Here is a 19,864-nt window from a genome sequence, read left to right as displayed (position 1 = left end):
ATATTATAATTAATAATTAGTAAATTGGAAGAGCAGGGAATGCGTTATGCAAAATTTTATTAAATATAATACCGAAGATAGTTTGTTTAAATTTGTATCTTACAACAATCAAACAAAAATGATTGACGTTATTGCAACTAGTAGTGATGCTTTTGTAACAATTTTAAATTGTGCTGCAAAAAATCCTTATTTGAAACGTTCAACAATTAAAAAAGCTCAACAATTATACACTTTAACTCTTGAGCAATTAGCAATGGAGGATTACGATGCAATGCAAGCGAATCAAAATCAATATACAGATGTAATGCAGAGTGCATTGGTTGATGAGTCGTTGTATTTGTATCATAGTATTCAAAAAGCTATTATTATTGCTATGCGCCGAACAGCAAGTTTAGAAGATTTTATTCCTTTTGTTCCTTATTTAGCAGAAATTAGTCACATTGTTGATTTAGATGATCAGTTTTATTTTGGTTTAAAAGATGTACGAACAACAAATATTTTAATTCGTAATGCTTTGCAGATTTATTTAAAAATGACTAATCAAGACCATAGGGTAATTCAGGCTGAAAGGTATGCACCTCATCAAGCATACATTAAAAGTTTAAGTCTAAAAGATGATGTTTGAAAACGGATTTCTACTCGTCGTAAATCATAATTTATTTTAAAAACAGGGTTTATTTTTTTGTATTTTATAAGCCTTGTTTTCGTTTTATATGACTAATTAAAATAGGATTTTATTATTTGCTAACATAACATTTTGCTTTCTAATTTTTATTGTTTTTTATAAAAAAGAAGTAAGTTGTTTATTATTCTAATTTTTCTTCTTAAAACATTATTAAATAAAATTGTATTTGTATTTAAAGTTTTTTTATAATATCTAACTAAAATAAATATAATTTTACTGCATATTTAAAAGTGTATTATATGCAATTAATAAATAAAATAATGTTATTATTATGAAAATTTACATTCTTTAAGTTATATGAAAAAAATCAAATAATTAAAATTCCCCTTATAATATAAAGAAATTAGTCGAATAATTGATAAAAATGTTTTTTATCATAATTTTACACAAAATTATTCAAAAACTAACAAATTTGGACTTATAATTTAAACTAAGAAATAAAGAGTTTAATATGGAGAATAGCATATGAATGAAGAAAATTTTAAACAAAAAGAAAAAAAACGAAGACGACGAGTAATTGCTGGGGTTGTTATTGGTTCTCTAGCTGCAGCAGCAATCGTAATTGCTGCAACACAACTTTATAAACCAAAAAGTAATTCAAATACAGCAAATACAGAATTAAACAGTTTACGTCGCACTTATGATGCATTAGATCATTTCTTTAAGAATCTAAATATTAAAAATATGGAAAGCAATGAAGTTACAACGATTATGAATGATTTAGCTAATCATATTGATGGCATTAATGGCGATAACGATCACAGTTTTATCATTCAAAAAGCAAAAGATTTTCTAAATAATAATAAAAAAATTATTGAACCACTAAAATTACTTAACGAATTAAAAAACAAAAAACTTGCTAATTTAAAAACAAACGAAGAAAAACAAAAACTAAATTATGAATTAAACAGGTTGATTGAGCAGATTTTTACACCTGATGTAGATTCGCCTACAGTTATTAAAGAAATTAAAACTTACTTGTCTGATTTGGAAAAAAACGGAAAAGAAAATACGGATAGTAAAGACACTGTAGATCATAATAAAATGATAAACGAATTTGATGTGCTTAAACAGAAAGCAGAAAGATTTAATGATACTATTACCACTCTTCCTGAGTATAATGATTTATCTTTAAATCTTGCAAATGCAATTAAAAAATACAATGATATTGTGCACCCCGCTAATAATACTTTTGTTCCAAGCAAAGATATTGAACGTGCGATTAGCGACTTAGAATTAGCTTTGATAAAAACAAAATACCAAAAAGAAATTCACGATCTGCAAAATAAACAAAATGACGATAAAAAAGAGGAATATCATTCTGGTGATAAAACAACTGATGATATTTTATCTGATTATAAAAAACAAATTAACTCTATGATTGAGTTCTATAATGCAAAAACAACAGAGTTATCAAATAAATACCAATCAGAACACATTCCAAATGATGATGTGAATACCGTGTATCCTAAATCATACGCAGAGATTAATAATCCTAACAATCCAGAAAATACTTATAACAAAACATATAAAACATTTCTTGATAACCAATTGATATTTATTCGTGAACAAGAAGCTAATTTAACAACAACGAATAAAGAAATCGCTTCGAAGATTTATGAATCAATTAAACAACATAATTTATGATTATTACGAACAAATTTGGAAGAAAAAATCGAAAGCGCGCGAGAAAATATTGGCTTTATTATTAGTACATTAAGTAAAGAACAATATCCACAATTAATTGCGGATTTAACAGCTAAGTTACAAAAGTTACCAACAACGGATGCGAACACATCTTATATGTTTAACGGAAATAATTCGCTAACTGAACTAGAAACTATTTTTAACAATTTAAATTTAGTATTTAACGCCCTTCCTGGACAAAAGGCAAAAGCTGATTTTAAACAAATTGTCGACAATGATAAAAATATTTTAATTCCCTCATTAAGAGGATTGTTAGACGTTGGCACGACAAACGCAATTGATTCAACTCAAAATCCATGAGTAAAATTCTTAAGTGTTGAGAAAATTGAGAAGTTAAAAGCAGATATAGAAACATTTAATGAAACAGTTAGGCAAATTGATGATGTTAATTTTGCACAAATTAAAGAAAAAATTAGTCAGTTTAATGGTGTTAAAACAGAATATATTAATGCTTATAGCCAAGCAATTGGATACTATGCTAATGAAGCACATGATAATTTAATTAACAATACAATTGGAAACAATGCTGATTTAGAAACAATTGTTAACCAAATTATCGCATCCGCAAATGGTATTTCAGCAGTTTTTGAAAAAACATTAGAAATTAAAGAAGTGTATGCAAAAATTAAAATGCTACTAGCAGATTTAGCGAACACACCTGTCCAAATGACAGCAAACTTGTTGCAAATTGGAATTAACTCTGGACAATTATATAAAGATATTTTGCAACAAAAAGTAGCGAATATTGAGAGTGAAATTTCGAGAACAGAAAATATGTTTGAACAAATTGCAAGAGATATTACAAAATATTATAATGATTTTAATGGTTCCCATTGAAAACAAGAAAATGGTTGAGATTTATCTTCTTTTGTCCATGCAGTACAAACCGGACGGGGTAATAATACAGTGGATGAAAATCATCCTAATTTAGAAGTTTTATTAAATAGTTGAGAACAAACAACTCATTTTAATACAAATAAAGTTTTAATTAGCGAAAAATTAAATTCCATTGCAGATTTCTTTATCAAAGAACAAGCGTTTAATAACCACCTTTATGAATACAATAAAGAATATATTGCAAATCAAGTAAACGATGAACTTAAAAGTAAATTGACTGATGCTTATGTGCAAAATCAAATTGGTTATTTATTTGGAAACTATAATCAAACTAGTGGTGTAGCCTTCCCATATGGTAGTGATATCCAAAATTTAGTTGGTAATTATGGAAATGATCACGAATTTGCAGATTTGAACAAATTTAGTGGTATTTCGCGTGCATACATCAATGATATCGCTAATCTATTAAATAACGCTGATGACATTATAACGAAAGAACAATCTCAGGTTAACGATTATGCGTATGCTGTATTCTTATTCAAACAATTTAAAGAACCAGCAAACAACTTAGTAAATAAGCAAGAAAATCGTAGCCCTTCCTGAGTATACAAGAACATTTTAAGTACTAACGCTTGACAAAGTTGGAATGAAGATAATAATCGTTGGGTACGATCATTATTAGGAGAAACAAATAGTACCGAGGAACACCCTAGTGTTGCGGGATATGAAATGTTGACATATATGTTGTATGGTTTAATTGAAAAATACAAATCATTATATGCAATGAAAAATAGTAATCAACAAGTAGATATTAATTACTGAGATGATAGTCATACCGCTTTTAAAACTGATTTAACAACTATCCAGAAAGCACAAAAAATTTATGACATTTTCGGAATCAACACCTTTAGAAAATGAAATGGTTTTAGAATTTATGCCTCACAATACCACGATTTTGTTGCAAAAAAAGATTGAAATCATGATCAAATTCCACTAATTAAAGATGTTCAAATTTTTCAAACAAAACCAACAGATGATGGATATAACATGCCTAAAGACTTTGTTGTTTATGAAGTCACTTTAGGTAATAATGATAATTTAACTCCTTATCGATTAGATCAAACGAAAAAACCAATACCTGCAGGAATAGGTGCAATGGTTAGCAAAAAAACATGACTTTTAAACGCAATGATTAATATTATGGATGTTTACCAAACTTTATTCAAAGAAATGTTAATTTTAAATAAAGATGTTAATCCTAATGATGCATATGTCTTCCAAAAGGATTTAATTTCGAATTTGATTTGAACTAATGCCCAAGATTATCAAAATCATATTACAGAAGCGACAAATGGTGGAGGTAATACAATTAACACGGCTGTTGAAAACAAAAAATATTTTGAAAACTTTGAAACAGAAGAAATTGGCAAAGAAGAACATCAATTTGTTGATATAAATCAAGAATATCCCGTATATGAAAATATGCGGATTATTGACAAACTTAAACTAGTTAGCTTTACAAACGCAAAAATTAGCGATCGTTTCTATATACTTGGTAATTATAAGAATATTTCAATTGAAGATCCGTTAGTTGAAAATAATTAATATATTATTAAAAAAGGACTAAACCTAATATAATTGGTATTAGTTCTTTTTTAATAATAACTTCGCTTAAAAAAGAATTCTATAAAACTTTTGCCAAAATAAAAAGAATCGGAGATTTAATTGTTTAAATGAAATCTTTAACTTTTTTGAAAAAGAAAAATTTATTTTCGTTAAGAAAGTTATTCATTAATTTAATATTCTGGAAATAAAAGTAATTAATATACTTCCTACAGCAAAAAAGAGTTATTTACAAATGTAATTTAGGTAATTTCTTCTTCTTGACAAGACAAAAAACACTTTAATTGCTAAAGTGTTTTTTTGAAATCATTTGCTATGTTTATATTAAAAATTATTTTATTTGTTAAATGGCTTTTCAAATGTATAAAATACATTTAACATATCATATTTTTCAGGATATAAGCGATGTTTTCTTTGGATATAATACGCAAATGAATGGTTGTTATAATCATATAGTTCGCCCATAAAGTTCATTCGGGGAGTTGAAAGAATATATGCTCCATTTTGACCGGCGTCCTTGCCCGCATGGATAGCGATAAAATCACCTTTTGCGTCATAAATTCCTGTTCCTGAACTGCCTGGTTGCAATTGATACTCAGCATCTTTGGTGGATGTAGGGAATTCGTTATAGAAACCATATGATAAAGTTAATCCATAGCTTCCGTAGTCAGCACGCATAAAATCACCTACAAAATTGTGCTGCATTTGAATGTTATGTTTTGTACCATAACTTAATGAACCGGGAAACGATGATAAATAAAAGGTAGCAAATGTATGCGGACGAATATAACGACCTTGTTGTGAGAATTTAGTGTTTTTATTTACGTTAATTCAGTTATATACATTTTCTGTTACTTTAAAAGTATCATCAATTGAATTTTGGTCTTTGTGGGCTAAATAATAATCAATTAATGGCTTAACATTAATTTTTGCAATCTGTAAATCAGTACCTGCCATTTTTTGTAAATATTCATTTCCACTTTCATAGCCATCTTGGTAATTAGCAAATGTAGCATATGTACCATCGATTTTTTTGTTCGCTGTTGCTTCCCAAACAACCTCTGTTTCTAAATTTCATTTGCCTAAACGTTGGTGGTAATATGATGTATCAGTTTGGGATGTATGGGGTTTTGGAGCTAATAATGCCTCGCTATAATCAATCGGCACATGTTTATTGGTTGCAATGTAATAGTGATAATCATTTGGATCACTTGGTTTTACTTTGCTAATTAATCATCCAGTACCAAAATCCAAGCCGATTGATCGCATTATGACATCATCATGAATTTTATTGACTGGATCATTTGTTGTCTTTCAATTAGAAACAGCGAATTCCATTCCTAGTTTTTTGTTTGGTTTGTCATAATCATCTAACACAACAAAGTGGTTTCTTAACTCATACATATAACCTTTAAAATCTGTGACATTAGTAAAAATATCTTTCATTTGATTGCTCTCATACACAAGATCATTATTGTTTTTCGGAATAGACATGACAGAGAAAAAGGTGTTAGCTTTGTCAACATAAGTTGATAATGATTGGGATAAATTATGGATATATAAATCTTTATTCATAACCCCATTTTTGGCTGTTAAAGTAATAATTAATTGGTTGCCTTTTAGTACTATTTTAGCGCTAATCCGATCGTTTAATATCTTTTCAAGGTTATCCTCATCTAAAGTTAAGCGATACGCGTAATTCCCATCTAGTAAGTGGTTAATACTCTTATACATTGTTTCTCAATTTTGTACAAAATCAATTTTAACATTATCTAAAGTTTGGCTTGGTGCATTCTTTAATTGATTATAAGAAAAACTCAAACTATATGAGAAATGATTTAATTCTCATTCATCTAAATTAATCGGTTTGACACTAGCAAAAAAGTTCAAGTTCATTAAAATGTCATTTTGATCATTTAAATTTATGAAGTTATTTAAGTTTTTTGTAATTGTTAACTTTTTGCGGTTATCTGTTTCTTGTCACTGTCGTTCGTTATAATTTTCCGCAACAACCCCCCAGTTAACTTTTTGGTTATTAGCAAAATTTATTTCTTTAACTGTACGTTTTTTTGGCGAATAATCTTCAACAAATCTATAAACTTGGTTAAATTTTTGGGTTGCGTAAATATAATAACGGTTTAAATTACGGTAATTATTATAATTAAAATCAATTGAGTAAGAAGTGGCATCGGACATATCGTATGCTTTTAGTGTTGCATAACTAGTTACTGTGCTATTTGCCTGTGGATTAGACATAAAATTAGTCCCAAACGCATCGGTGAATGCCAAATTAGATTGATTAATTCTAGGTGTTAGCAAATTTAAGCCAATAAAATGTGAACTAGTGAAGTTAAAATTATGGATAGGTTGCAAGTCGTATTTATTTACTAACTCGATCTTATATAGTTCATATGTAGTTTCCTCCACTAAATTATCAAATTTAAATTGCTTAAATTCATCAAAATTTAAATAAACATATTTTAAATTTGCTGGTTGTTTATCGCGAGGTAAATATCCATAACCCAATGCATAGAAACCATAGCGGGTGATATCATTTTGTCCATCCACAGGTGTTTCTTTTTGTTGTTTGTCAATAAATGTTAATCGTAAATATCTACCAGTAAATAATTTTTCTTGGTTTTGTTGTCAATTAAAATTAATTGTTCCATAAAAAACATTTGTTGAACTATCTTTTTGGATTTTAACTTTAGTAATAGTTGGATAATTTGACAAATTATTAATTGTTATAATTTGATTTTCTGCAACACTAACTATTTGGTTAGTATTCACTGATTTGATATGAGTTAAAACGTATCGATTATATGCGGGATTTAAATAATCTAGATGATTAAAAACTAATCGGTTGTTAATAACTTTTGCAGCTAGTTGTAAATCTGCGCCAGATACATTCACATCCGGTTTCAAAGTAATTAGATAGGTGGAATTTTCGATTGCATTACCTAAGAAAAGAGTTAAATTATTATTGGTTTGATCCAAATTAAAACTTGTTAAACTAGTGTTAGTTTGGGATATCAGTGATGCGTTTTCATATCTTATTACTGGTACAATTATATTTTGCTCATCAAAATTAATTACTAGTTCATTTTCGCTAACATCACTGACTTGTAAAACAATAATATTTCCGTTTCCATCAAAATGTTGGTAGTAAGTTTTATTGTTTTTGACTAATTTAATTAACCCCTGTTTTTTTGTTGGTTCATTTAATTCAATTAAATAATTAATATGATCATTAAATTTATAACCTATAATTGTTTTAATTCTAAAATCATGTGTTGTTTTTTGTTCACTAACCATTTTGTCGTAAATAGCAAAACTTCCCATATCACTTATATCAATATCAATATCATTATTAGTCTTTTTGAAACTAGTTGTAAATGAAAGTGGTTGATCATTAGTGAAATCGATTTTTGTACGCTGAGTTGTGATGTTATCTAATACGTATTGGGAACCCGGTAATAAACTAGTTAAATTAAATTGGTAAGTTTGATTATCAATCACTTCGAAAGTTGTTAAACTGTGTTCCTGATTGCTACCTAATTTGTGGTATTTTAGTTCGGGAATTATATCATTGTCAAGGGGTTGTTTAAATCTAACAACCACATTTGCTTGCTCAAAATTAATATTGGTATAATACAAAGCATCAACTGAGTTATTAGCTTCATTAGTTGTAGTAAAACTTAATATTTGATCATTAATAGGGATGTTTTTGGTGTTTAAAGTTAAGGCAGATAAATTGTATGTAGTGTTTTTATTTAAATGTTTTAAATCAAAACTTACACTAGAAGTATTTGGTGTATAAAACGCTTCGTATGTTTGATTATTAATTGTTAGAACAAATTTATTTGCACTATTATCTTTTAGTTCATGGTTACTAAAAATAATGTTAACATTCGCTGATGTGTTTGTGATGTTTGTAATGTTAATAGTATTTACTGTGAAATTATCATTTTCAATTGATTGAGGATTTTGGAGAGGAGAATCGTTGTTTAATGTTGTAAAATTCAAACTTTGGTTTTCCAAATCCACTTCTTTACCATCAATTATTAAACCAACGACTGTATATGTAGTATCGGGTTCTAAGTCATTAAATATCATTTCGTTTGTATTATGAAAATCATAAGTTTCAACCCTTTTATCCGCCTCTAACATGACACGAAGATTTTTATTTGTAAAACTAGGGTTAGTTGTTAGATTTAAACGAGCGCTATTAATTGTAAGATCACTAAAACCTAAACTTTGGATTTGGTATGTAATCTCAGATTCGGGCTGAGATGGTGGGGGAGTGGGTTCTAATTCTTGCAATGTTTGAAAGCTAAAACTATTTTGATCAATTGAAACACTATTGTTATTTAAACGTAAATCGTTCAGATTATATGTTGTGTTCGGTTTTAAATTACTAATTTCTACAGTTAGATTGTTTGAGTTAGGTGTATATGTATCATCAATACTGTATGTTTGATTATTTAAAACTAAACTAAAGTTGTGATTAGCATCATTTGCTAATTCATAATTACTAAAACTAAATGTTAGTACTGCGCTATTAGCTGTAATATGACTTGCATTAATATTTGAGACGATAAACTTATCTACTTTAGCAATTGAATCTTTTGGATCTTCATGATTTTCAATTGATTCAACTTCTTTGGTTGTAAATCTCCAATTTATAAATTCATTTAAATTAATGTTTTTATCTTGATTTTTTAAACTAACTAAAGAGTAAGTAGTATTTTCAACTAAATTTGTAAAGTTAAAAGTTTGACGAGTTCCATATGACGTATTGATCATTTTTTCAATTGTGGTTTGATCAGAATTATTTTTTAAAACCAGGGTGAGGTTTTCGTTACCAACAAATGCTTCATTAAAGTTGAAGATGATGTTTGCGGTTGTTTGTTCGCTAGATGTATCAATACCGCTAATTGTATAATTCTTCGTGCTTGGTTGTTCAGGTTTTACCTCTGGATTTTCAGGTTCTGATTTTTTTGGTTCTAATTTAGAGATTTGTTGGTTTAGGGTTGTAAAATATGATTTATAAATACTTAAATTTGCTGATAATCGGTTTGCAGTAATTGTCTTTAATTCATATTTCATATTTTTTTGCAAATTCTTTAAATGAAAAATAATTTCCTGGTTTATTGGATCGTATTCATTACTTCTAAAAGTTTTATCATTGACTACTAAACTGAAATCAGTTAGTTGTTTGTTAGAATTAACAAATTTAATCCGCACATCAGCACTATTTGTAGTAATGTTTGAAATTGAGATGTTTTGAATCTCTAATTGATTGGTTGATAAACGGTTTTCGGGGATCTGAGAAAAAGCTTTGTCAGTTTTGCTACAAGCAACAATAATTGGGGTTAAAAATAAGGGTAAACTTAAACTTGCAAGAATTTTAATCTGTTTGTATGAGTAATTTTTTTTCATAAATTCATTCCTTTATGTTTGCTTTATGATGCTTTAATATTAATTATATAATAATTAATTTTTTAAAACAGGCAATTGATTTGTTTTAAAAAACCAAAAAATAAGTTAATTATTAAAATTTTTTTATATTTATGGTTTTGAGAAATAATAGATAAATAAAAAGAAGTGCAATTTAATCACACTTCTTTGTCTTATGGTTAATTATTTTTACTCTTTTGTTTTTTTGAAATTAAAACTGATGTTTTCATCAACAATACGCCGTAACATATAGAATTCGTCAGTAATTTTTGCTTCGACAAACTTATTAACTTTGTTTTGATTAATAATGCGCGGTGAATTGCTGCCAGTATATGTAGGCAAATTAGTAATATATGTTGGTAAAGATGGTAATTCTGCTGGCAATTTAATATGATAATCATTTTCTAACTGATCACGATTAATTGTTTTATCATCATTTAAATAAAGTTGGGTAAGTGTACCTGCAGAAATATCAAAGATATTATTAGTTTGTAATCATTGGGCATAAAAATCATTAATTAAAGCGTTCTTGTAATTGTCAACACTGTTATAAATTAAATTGTTAATTAAATCAGGTTGAAAAATATAATGGAAATGATGATTAGTTTGTTCGTTTAATACTAACATCTCTTTAAATAATTCTTGATATACGTCAGAAATGTTTATGATTGCATTAATTATTCATTTTTGAGCATCCACAACTGAATTCTGTTTTGCAATAATTTTAACTTGTTTATCTAGGGTGTATGGTATTAAGTTATCGGAATCTGATTCAAGATAATTATAGATTGCAAAATCTTCAGGTAAATCAAAACCACTTTCATCAGGTTTTGTTTTGTTGATGACAAAAGTTTCTGGAACTAAAGTGTTGGGATTTCATTCTAGTTGATTGGTAAATGTTTGATATTGAGGTATAAACCCACTAAACCCATTTCAACGCCGATATGTGTTTACACCAAAAATATCTAATACTTGATATGCCTTTTGAATTGTTGTTAAAACATTTTTAAAGCCAGTATGCTCAGGGTTTCAATAATTCTTGTCTAATGTTGTATTAGGATACTGTTGGCGATATAATTCTTCGTATTTATGAATTAATCCCATTAACAAATAAGTGATCATTTCATAACCTGATACACTAGAATAATTATCGTTTGTTGAACCTAACAAAGATCATATTCACAACATATTCTGTTGAGCATGGTTTCAACCTTTTCATGCTTTTGTACTTAAAATTAAATCATATGTTCACGATGGTGTAACAGTTGATCGCGGGAGATTATAATTATTATTCGCATTTTCAATTTGTTCATACATGAAGATTGCATATCCATAATCATTAATGCTAGTCTCATCTTGGTAAATAATAGTATCTGCTTCGTTTAACAATTTGGCAATATCATTTAAATAAGCAGCTGCTTTCCCTTGGACAGTATTAATATTTTCATCGTATGAATAATTAAATAATGAATTATTATTTACTTCGCTGTAAAGAAAACTAACACCATTTGTTTGTTTATAACCCCCTAAAGCATAACCAATTTGATTCTTTACAAAGTTATTTATTAGTTTTTCTTTAAACTTATTTGTTAATTTGTTTGTAATATATGTTTTGTTATAAGTTGCTAACACATTTTTAAATTGCCGTTGCAAATGTTTGTATTGATTAATTTTTGCTAAATTATTAGCAAGGGGCTCTAATTTATTTAAATTTATACTAGCTTCCCATTGATCTAAAATATTAAGTAAATTTACATGTTTGTTATCAATTAAAACATCACTGGCTTCTGTTTGGACCCTATTTGCAAAAGTTCTTAGAGAAAATTCATTTTCATCTTTATAGAAGTGATCCGTGTATCGATTATACTGGTAATGCAAAATATATCCAATATAGTCTAAGTGTGGACTAATTTCTTGAAGTGTTGTATCAATATTGGCTATTTTAGCATCTAACGTTTGCTGATAAATAACTCCTGAATTTTTCCCAATCGTCAACAAATTAGATGTTATTTGCACTGGTGTATCAATGAAATCATCAATTAATTTCTTTGTTCTTGTAAATATATTTTTGATCTCTTGCACATCATTAAAAGCATCTAATTGATCATCAGAAGTAGTTAGTAAATCGTTAATACTTGTATCCAACCGATTGATATCACCAATCTTTTTTTGAATAATTTCGTTAACAACTTGATCAGTGTGTAAACGAATCGCTTTTTTAAAGGCATCGATGTATTGATTTTTTAATAGTTCAAATTTGTCGATACTTGTACGGATGCTAATGTAATTGGTGTTTGGATTTTTGTTTATTTCATCATTAAATTGTCTTAATTTGTTTTTTAAATCTTCAATTTGTTTAGTTTTTAGTAAATTAATTCATGGGTCTGTTTGTGGATCAATATTTATAACATTAACTACTGGCAACAGCCCCTCAAGTGAAGGGATTAAGATATTTTGGTTAATTTCCACTTCTTGTTGAAAATCCACTTTTGCAATTTGTCCGGGAACTGCCCTTAAAATTTCGTTTAGATTAGCAAAGATTTTTTCTAATTCTTCTACTGAATTATTCCCATCAAACATATATTGTTTTTCGTTATTTTGGTTGTTAGGTAATAATTGTAATTTTTGAGTTAATACTTCTATTAGGTAACTATACTTGTTTTTATTTTGATCTAGTGTTTGCACAAAATTACGAATATGTTTGCGCGCATTTTCGATTTTGTCTTCAATTTTTGTTCGTAACAATCATTGATATTGTTTTTGAAATAATTCATTAATTTTTATAACTATTTCTTGGTTGTTAGCAGTAAGGTTTTTTTCTTGAACACTAACTCATTGTAATTCACGATTAAGTTTTTCTTTATAAATTTTATTTAGAGTGGGATGAGGATTGGCTGGGTCATTAATTTGTTTATAAGATAGAGGATAAACTCCTTCTTGTTTATCATCAATTGTTTCAGTTTGGTATTTACCAGAAAGTTCTGCAACTTTCTGGTTATATACATCAAGGTCACGGAGTAAAAAGTTTTTATAGTCTCTTAAAATATCTGCTTGGGTTTGGTTTTGAGGAATATATTCTTTGGGAGCAGTGATATCGATGTATTCTTTTTCAGTAATTTCCTTATTTATTAGATTGCGAATGTTTTTTTGTAGTTAGTTTCTGTTAAAACAAGTTTTAAATCATTAGTCGCTTGAATAACATCTATCACTGATACATCAGGATTATTATGTACAATAGCATTATAATTACTAATTGCGTTTTTTAAATTAATTGCTAGATCATTAAATTCAGGGTTATCTCCAATTTTTTGATCATACTCTTCTGCTTGTTGTTTTATAATATCAAATTTATTTATTAAATCAAATAATTCTTTAGAATTTTTAGAAACTGATTGTTTAGGGTTTTTAAGATCATTTAAAAAACTAACTAATGTCGCAAATACATAGTTTTGATCCTTATTAGGATTCGCTAAATCATTAATTAGTTGCTGATATTGCTTAAGAAAAATACTTTTTTGATCTTTATTTAATCGATCAAAATTGTTACTTTTAAAATCATTGACTAATTTTAAACCATCAATAAGTTTTTTATTATTTTTTAAATATTCTTGTGCTTTTGTAATTATATTAGGGTTTATTTCTAGGTTGATTTGTTCTTTTAAACCCTTTTGAAGTTTCTGTGTCTCGTATTGAGAATTATTTTGGATTTGTAGGTTATTAAATTGTTTGTTTAAATCGTCAAAAGTTTTGTAAAGAATTTCTGATTCCTTAGAACTTTTGTGGTGATAACCCTGAAATTGAGTTGCAGCAATAACAATTCCTGCTGTAGTCAAAGAGCCAAGAATGGCACCAGTAATCACTTTGTGTTTATTTTTCTTATAAATTATTTTAGGATCTTTTTCCTTCATCGGGTTCTCCATAACTAAAATCATATATATGTATTTTGTAAATTAATATTATAATTTTTGTGTAATTTCGCGATAAAAATGACTTTTTATTAATAAAAAACCAATTCATATCAAAAAAATGTACATAAAAATAAAAATATTGGGATGATTGTTAAAACATAGATTAAATATGATGAAATTATAAAAAATTTTTAAAACAATAAAAAATAGCACTCTTAGATCCTAATTTTAGAATATGATTCAATTATTTTTTTGGATTTGATTATTCGATAAATGATAATTTTGTTATTTAAAGTTTTATAACACTAACAAATTAAAAAAATATCAATTATTATTTCGCCAATCAATCTCTATTTTATTTAATTACTTATTTGGGAAGTAAAATTAACAAAAAAAAGAAGTTCAACTGATTTGTGTTGAACTTCTTTCGATATTAATTTTTTTATGATTTTAAAATAGGAAAAATATGCTAAAAAATTAACTAGTTTTCATCAAGCGAAGCTTTTGCTTGTTTAATTTTCTCGAAAACGGCTTTAAAAGTTGTTAATGGGGCTCCATCTTCGTTTGGACCGAATACGCCATCTTGATCATCGTTACGGGTTGCGGCATGAAATTTATTATATGCAGGTTCGTATTCAGATAATAATTGATTGTATTTTGCTTTATCTGCGCGTAATTGCTCTAACAACTCTGTTGATTCAAGACGAAGTTCTTTATATCCATAAGCTGCAAATGTGATTTCCTGATTTGCAATATAGGCTTGAATATATGCTTCATGGAATGTTTTATATGCTGTTAATAAATCGTTATCTCGATTTGCATTAAAACTTTCTTGATGTGTTTTTAATTGATCCTTAATAGTTTCCATTTTTGCACCTTGTTCTGCATATTGTGGGTTCGCTTTATAACGAGGAATTTGGAATTCAAGGTTACGAATGAAAGCATTTGCTTTTCTTTCTAAAATAGGAACTGCTTCTTTAATTTTAATAGTTTCATTAATTGTTTTTCAAGCATCATAAATAATTTTAAATGACTCAGTAGGTTTTGTAGCTAACATAGCATCAGCAGAGGCAAATGCAGATTCCATTCTTGTTTTAAAATTAGTTTTTTCTGCATCTAATTCTGTTCCTCATGATTGAATTTGGTGTTCAATATCATGTTTTAAAGTATTATATTTATTTGTATATTCAACCTCTTCTACTTTTTGATTTGCTTGTTCATAGTATGATTGATAAACATCGATTAGTTTTTTGTAATCAGTTCATAATAAAAATTTACGTTTTAAAATAGGTTGAACTTCTTCGTATGCTGTTTCTACTAACTCTTTAGCAGCAATATATCGTTGATCAAGACGTTGATTTTTGATTGCCTTTAATAACAAATTATTTAGCATACTTTCTTCATACACTTGGGTTAGTTGATAAATAAATGTCATATAGTCAACATATGCATTATACAAAGCCTTAAATTTAAAAGAATCGTAAGCTGTAGTGTTTTTTAAATCATTCACTGCATTTTGCAAATTAACATATTCGGCACGTAATTGATCACTTAATTTATTTTTTGTTTCAGCTTCTGTAATCATTTCTAATTTATCCACTTGTTTAATATGATCACTTAAAGCATTTGACGCAAGTTCAAGGTATTTATTTTGCAAAATAGTATAACTGTTTGTACGGTTAGCACTTGTTTGTTCAGATGTTGCATCACTAACAACACTGACAGTTATTGGTTGAGCAAATTTAACTACATATCCATCCGCCACTTCTACTTTATGATCGAAACCGTGGTTATGAATGTATTTAATTCCTGTAACTTTAAAACTTGTTTTATTTGCTAAATCTGCATTTTCAAAACCGATATCAACAAGTGTTTTTCCATCTGTATATTTTGCATCTAACTCCGCATTTCCTGATACATATTTAGATAATACTGGTTCGTTATTACTATTCATCATATCAGTAATTAAGTAATAACCTGAAACTGATAAATAATTTCGAACTCAACTATCATCAGCTACAAATACTCCATAAATCATTGATCCTAAACTATCTACATAAATAGTAGGTGTTGTGTCGACAAAAGTCACAAATTTTTCTGCTGGTCAAGTTTCTTTTTCTTCTGCTACTTCTTTATGAGTATGAGTGTGTCCTTTATTTTCATCATTGGAATGGTTGTTATCGTGTTTACTAGATTCTTCTTTTTCTGTTGCATTATTAGAATCATTTTTTTGATCATTATTAGTGTTGTTTTTACTTTGATCAGTTTGTTGGTTGTTATCTTTATTTGTTTCTTGATTATTTATATTCGAATTAGTTGAACCTTTAGGACTATCCGACTTCTTCCCCGGTTCATTACCTTTTGTTTTTTTACAACTAGCTGCAATGCTTGCAATCGCCAGTGCTGCTAAGGATACACCTAGAGCACTAAATAATAATTTTTTAGATTTTTTTAACATAAGTATTTTCCTTTAAAAATTCAACTGCAAGAACTTTTTTTGTTGCAGTTTCAATTTAATTATTGAGAACAATCAAAAAAAAAAAAAAAACAACACGAAAAAAAGATGAATTGGAACGATATTTTAAAATAATTGGAACAATACCACGAGGTTTATCTTTTTGCGGTTTTGTTCCAAATTTTTCTTATTTTTACATAAAATTGATCTTTTTTGTGTAAATAAACATAAAAAAACACTTGTTATTAGCAAGTGTTGATATAGAAAAATAATACCTTTTATTCCTTATGCAAAGTACTAACCACAATGATTAAAATAATTAATCCCAAAATAATTGCGCTAACAATAAAAACCCATCAATGGTGATTTAAGAAATATGAACGAAGCGCTATTTTGCGTTCGTTAGTTGATAAATTAACTAAAAAATAATGGTTGTATACTCTTTGAATTCTATTTAATATTTTTTCGTGATTATCTGTATTGATGAATAATTTACTTGTAATTTTATTTCTAATATTTTCTTGGCAAAAATTTTCTAATTGATCTCATTGCTTAAAGATTTTAAAGGTATGGTGCCCAATGATCCAGTGAACTTTTTTAACTTCTTGGTTATTAGTTGTATAAGACAGCATTAAATACGGTAAAGCAACAAAAAATTGGTTAATAAAAACAAACAATTCTAATTCATCATCTTGTTTAATAGTATTTCATGTATTATAAAATTGTTTTATTTTTAAATTTGTAATTTTATCTTTATCTAATGGATATTCCTCAACAAAATCAACTCATTGTTGTTTAATCGCTCAAATATCGTTTAATAGCGCTTGAGCATCGATATTAGCATTGTTCGAAAAATATGCACGTAAAAATTCAAAACTGTTTTTAAGAACTGTCTTTGTATTAATTAATATTTGTTTTAATTCGTTGATAATAAGCATTATTAAGCCATAAAGTGTTTGCTAAAACGCGATTTTTTTTGTTTTTGCACCACAGATTGAACCTTCTTATAAATTTTTAAATTTTGTTTCTTTTGTTCTTCAGAGCTAATCTCTTTTTTATGAGCCCCAAAATAAAAACCTTCATCAGGAGCGTACTTAGGAATGATATGTAAATGTGTATGCATTATAACTTGCCCAGCCATAGGATAAGAATTCATCAAATAATTAAACCCCATTACATTATCTAAACTATCTTCAAGAACAAAGGTTAGATTTTTTGCTAGGAGCATCATTTTCTCTAAATAAACACTATCAGTTAAACCGAAGTTAGTAAAATGCTTTTTGGGTATTATTAATAAATGTCCATCTGCTGCAGGTGAAATATCTAAAAAAGCCATTACATATTCATTTTCATCAACAATTTGCGCTGGAATTTCTTGGTTAACTATTTTACAAAATAAACAATCACTCATAAAATTGATAAACACTTTCTTTTTTTGTTAATATAATTAATTGTAATATAAAAACCTATTATAAAAAAATGAAAGTAATAAATATGAAAGATATCTTTATTGATTGCATTAACAACCCTAACCACCCTCGTAAATATCCGACCTGAAAATACTATGCAATGGTTTTTTTAATGCTAATTGCATTAATCATTGTTTTTTTAATAGCGGTACTAGACCACCGCATCAATACCTTATATATTCTTATCCCTTGTTTAATGATGGTGGTTTTTTTCTTTGTCTTTATTATGATTGTTTTACTTCACAAAAAATACTGAAAACAATTGCACGAACATTTTAACCAAAAACCCTTTTTAACTGAAAAACAAATATCTTACTTTTTAAACAGCATCATCTTTTTTTATTACGATCATAAATATAAAAAATACAGTTTTTTAAAAGATGAAATTAAAACCTACTATGCCGAATTACAAAACAATCAAGCAATATCAAACAATTAAATATAATATTAATAAATCAAATTTCTACGCATTCATATATCCTGTGCACAATGCAAACGATATTGACCAACACCTTAATGAACTACGCACAAAATATTATGATGCTACCCACATTGTTTATGCTTATGTTTTTAACAAGCAAACTACTATCATTACCAAGGCGTTTGATGACCAAGAACCAAAAAACTCGGCAGGGGCAGTTATTTTAAATAATTTACTCAAGTATAATTTAATGAACAATTTAATTTGTATTGTCCGATACTTTGGGAAAGTTAAACTCGGGTTAAGCAATCTTAAAAATGTTTATAAAAAGATGAGCGAACAAATTATTAATAACAGTATTCTTGATGAATATGTCATCCTTTATGATTATCAAATCAAAGTTTTATTAACTAATATGAAAACTTTTAATATTTTTCATAATCAGCATCCCAATCTCATTATTAAACAAAAAACATGTCTAGATGACATGTTGGTTGTAGATTGTCAGATTGATGAAATTCTTGAAGAAATACAATCTGATAGTTGAGAAATCAGAAAGATAATTTAATATTTTAAATGCTGTTTAACCATAAATTTTTTAATGATATTTATCGGTCGAATCATAAATAAAGTAATTCAAATGTTAATTGCCAATGAACCAAAAACAACAACTGAATTATAAATATAAGAACCTTTTCAGTTTACTCCGTAAAACAATACCCCTTGTAAACTATAAAAAAATCACACCCCAAAATATGATACAATACTAAAAATTCAAAATAACATCATTGCGAAGGCTGTAGTGTTATTTTTTTTATGAATGTAATTTAAACGCAATAAAATTAAATCAACAAATAAAAATAACGCAAAGGAATAATGGGGAAATACATAACCAATAATCGGTTCCGCCCCAAAACCGAAAATAAGCATCGCAAATGGAGCGATTAACAAATAAAAAAGTTTATAATAAAAATTAGGTAGCACCATTAACCCAATAACTAAGACAGCCATTTGCAATTGTCAACTAGCTCCGTTTAAGAAGTCAAGGTTCTTGGTAATAAAACGAGCTAACAAAAAGAAAGCTAACATTAAACCTGCCATCGCAATGTTATAAGTCTTTTGAGCAGAACTAACTTTTTTAATATTAAAATAATCTCTAAGAATTTTTTTTCAAGCCAAATTATCAAATTGTCTATCGTGATAAGTTTTAAGATTAAAACTAAACTGTTTTTGACTCATATTTTGTCCTTCATCTTTAATTCTATAGTTCTAATATTATACAAAACACTAAAGATAATA

At 27.5% G+C, this 19,864-nt stretch carries 11 protein-coding genes; 4 read left to right on the top strand and 7 right to left on the bottom strand.

The window, feature by feature from the left end; translation table 4 throughout:
- Positions 1 to 46: 46 nt before the first annotated feature.
- Both OF377_RS00110 and OF377_RS00105 read left to right on the top strand, forming a co-directional pair.
- Positions 47 to 655: a hypothetical protein gene (locus tag OF377_RS00110; protein WP_263835874.1), complete on the top strand. Its 609-nt coding sequence runs from the start codon at positions 47 to 49 to the stop codon at positions 653 to 655.
- Between the two features lie 495 nt (positions 656 to 1,150).
- Positions 1,151 to 4,834, top strand: coding sequence for a hypothetical protein (locus OF377_RS00105; protein ID WP_263835873.1), 3,684 nt, complete (start codon positions 1,151 to 1,153; stop codon positions 4,832 to 4,834).
- A gap of 354 nt (positions 4,835 to 5,188) precedes the next feature.
- On the opposite strand, the gene OF377_RS00100 is transcribed toward OF377_RS00105, so the two are convergent.
- From OF377_RS00100 to OF377_RS00075, 6 genes are all read right to left on the bottom strand, one after another.
- The gene (locus OF377_RS00100) at positions 5,189 to 10,294 is read right to left on the bottom strand and encodes a DUF1410 domain-containing protein (protein WP_263835872.1); all 5,106 of its coding nucleotides are present in this window, start codon (positions 10,292 to 10,294) and stop codon (positions 5,189 to 5,191) included.
- A 207-nt stretch (positions 10,295 to 10,501) separates the two neighbouring features.
- Complete coding sequence (locus OF377_RS00095) at positions 10,502 to 13,057, bottom strand: hypothetical protein (RefSeq protein ID WP_263835871.1); 2,556 nt, start codon at positions 13,055 to 13,057, stop codon at positions 10,502 to 10,504.
- Positions 13,058 to 13,440: 383 nt separating this feature from the next.
- Complete coding sequence (locus tag OF377_RS00090) at positions 13,441 to 14,220, bottom strand: hypothetical protein (RefSeq protein ID WP_263835870.1); 780 nt, start codon at positions 14,218 to 14,220, stop codon at positions 13,441 to 13,443.
- 481 nt (positions 14,221 to 14,701) lie between these two features.
- Positions 14,702 to 16,678, bottom strand: a complete 1,977-nt coding sequence (locus tag OF377_RS00085) for a Vmc-like lipoprotein signal peptide domain-containing protein (RefSeq protein ID WP_263835869.1) — start codon at positions 16,676 to 16,678, stop codon at positions 14,702 to 14,704.
- A gap of 275 nt (positions 16,679 to 16,953) precedes the next feature.
- Complete coding sequence (locus OF377_RS00080; RefSeq protein ID WP_263835868.1) at positions 16,954 to 17,613, bottom strand: hypothetical protein; 660 nt, start codon at positions 17,611 to 17,613, stop codon at positions 16,954 to 16,956.
- Positions 17,614 to 17,615: 2 nt separating this feature from the next.
- Positions 17,616 to 18,086: an HIT family protein gene (locus tag OF377_RS00075; RefSeq protein WP_263835867.1), complete on the bottom strand. Its 471-nt coding sequence runs from the start codon at positions 18,084 to 18,086 to the stop codon at positions 17,616 to 17,618.
- 83 nt (positions 18,087 to 18,169) lie between these two features.
- Between OF377_RS00075 and OF377_RS00070 the strand changes: the two genes are divergently transcribed.
- Entirely contained in the window at positions 18,170 to 18,583 is a 414-nt protein-coding gene (locus tag OF377_RS00070) for a hypothetical protein (protein ID WP_263835866.1), read from the top strand.
- Positions 18,543 to 19,133, top strand: a complete 591-nt coding sequence (locus OF377_RS00065) for a YigZ family protein (RefSeq protein ID WP_263835865.1) — start codon at positions 18,543 to 18,545, stop codon at positions 19,131 to 19,133. The genes OF377_RS00070 and OF377_RS00065 overlap by 41 nt, the downstream gene beginning before the upstream one ends.
- Here the strand turns inward: OF377_RS00065 and OF377_RS00060 are convergent.
- Positions 19,130 to 19,804 (bottom strand): hypothetical protein, encoded by a 675-nt coding sequence (locus OF377_RS00060; RefSeq protein ID WP_263835864.1) that lies wholly within the window; start codon positions 19,802 to 19,804, stop codon positions 19,130 to 19,132. The two genes, OF377_RS00065 and OF377_RS00060, sit on opposite strands and share 4 nt — an antisense overlap.
- Positions 19,805 to 19,864 lie beyond the last annotated feature (60 nt).

This window comes from Ureaplasma sp. ES3154-GEN, assembly GCF_025780075.1.
Classification (GTDB): domain Bacteria; phylum Bacillota_I; class Bacilli_A; order Mycoplasmatales; family Mycoplasmoidaceae; genus Ureaplasma.
The sequence above is the reverse complement of the archived record's forward strand: the minus strand, read 5'-3'. Positions and strand labels throughout refer to the sequence as shown.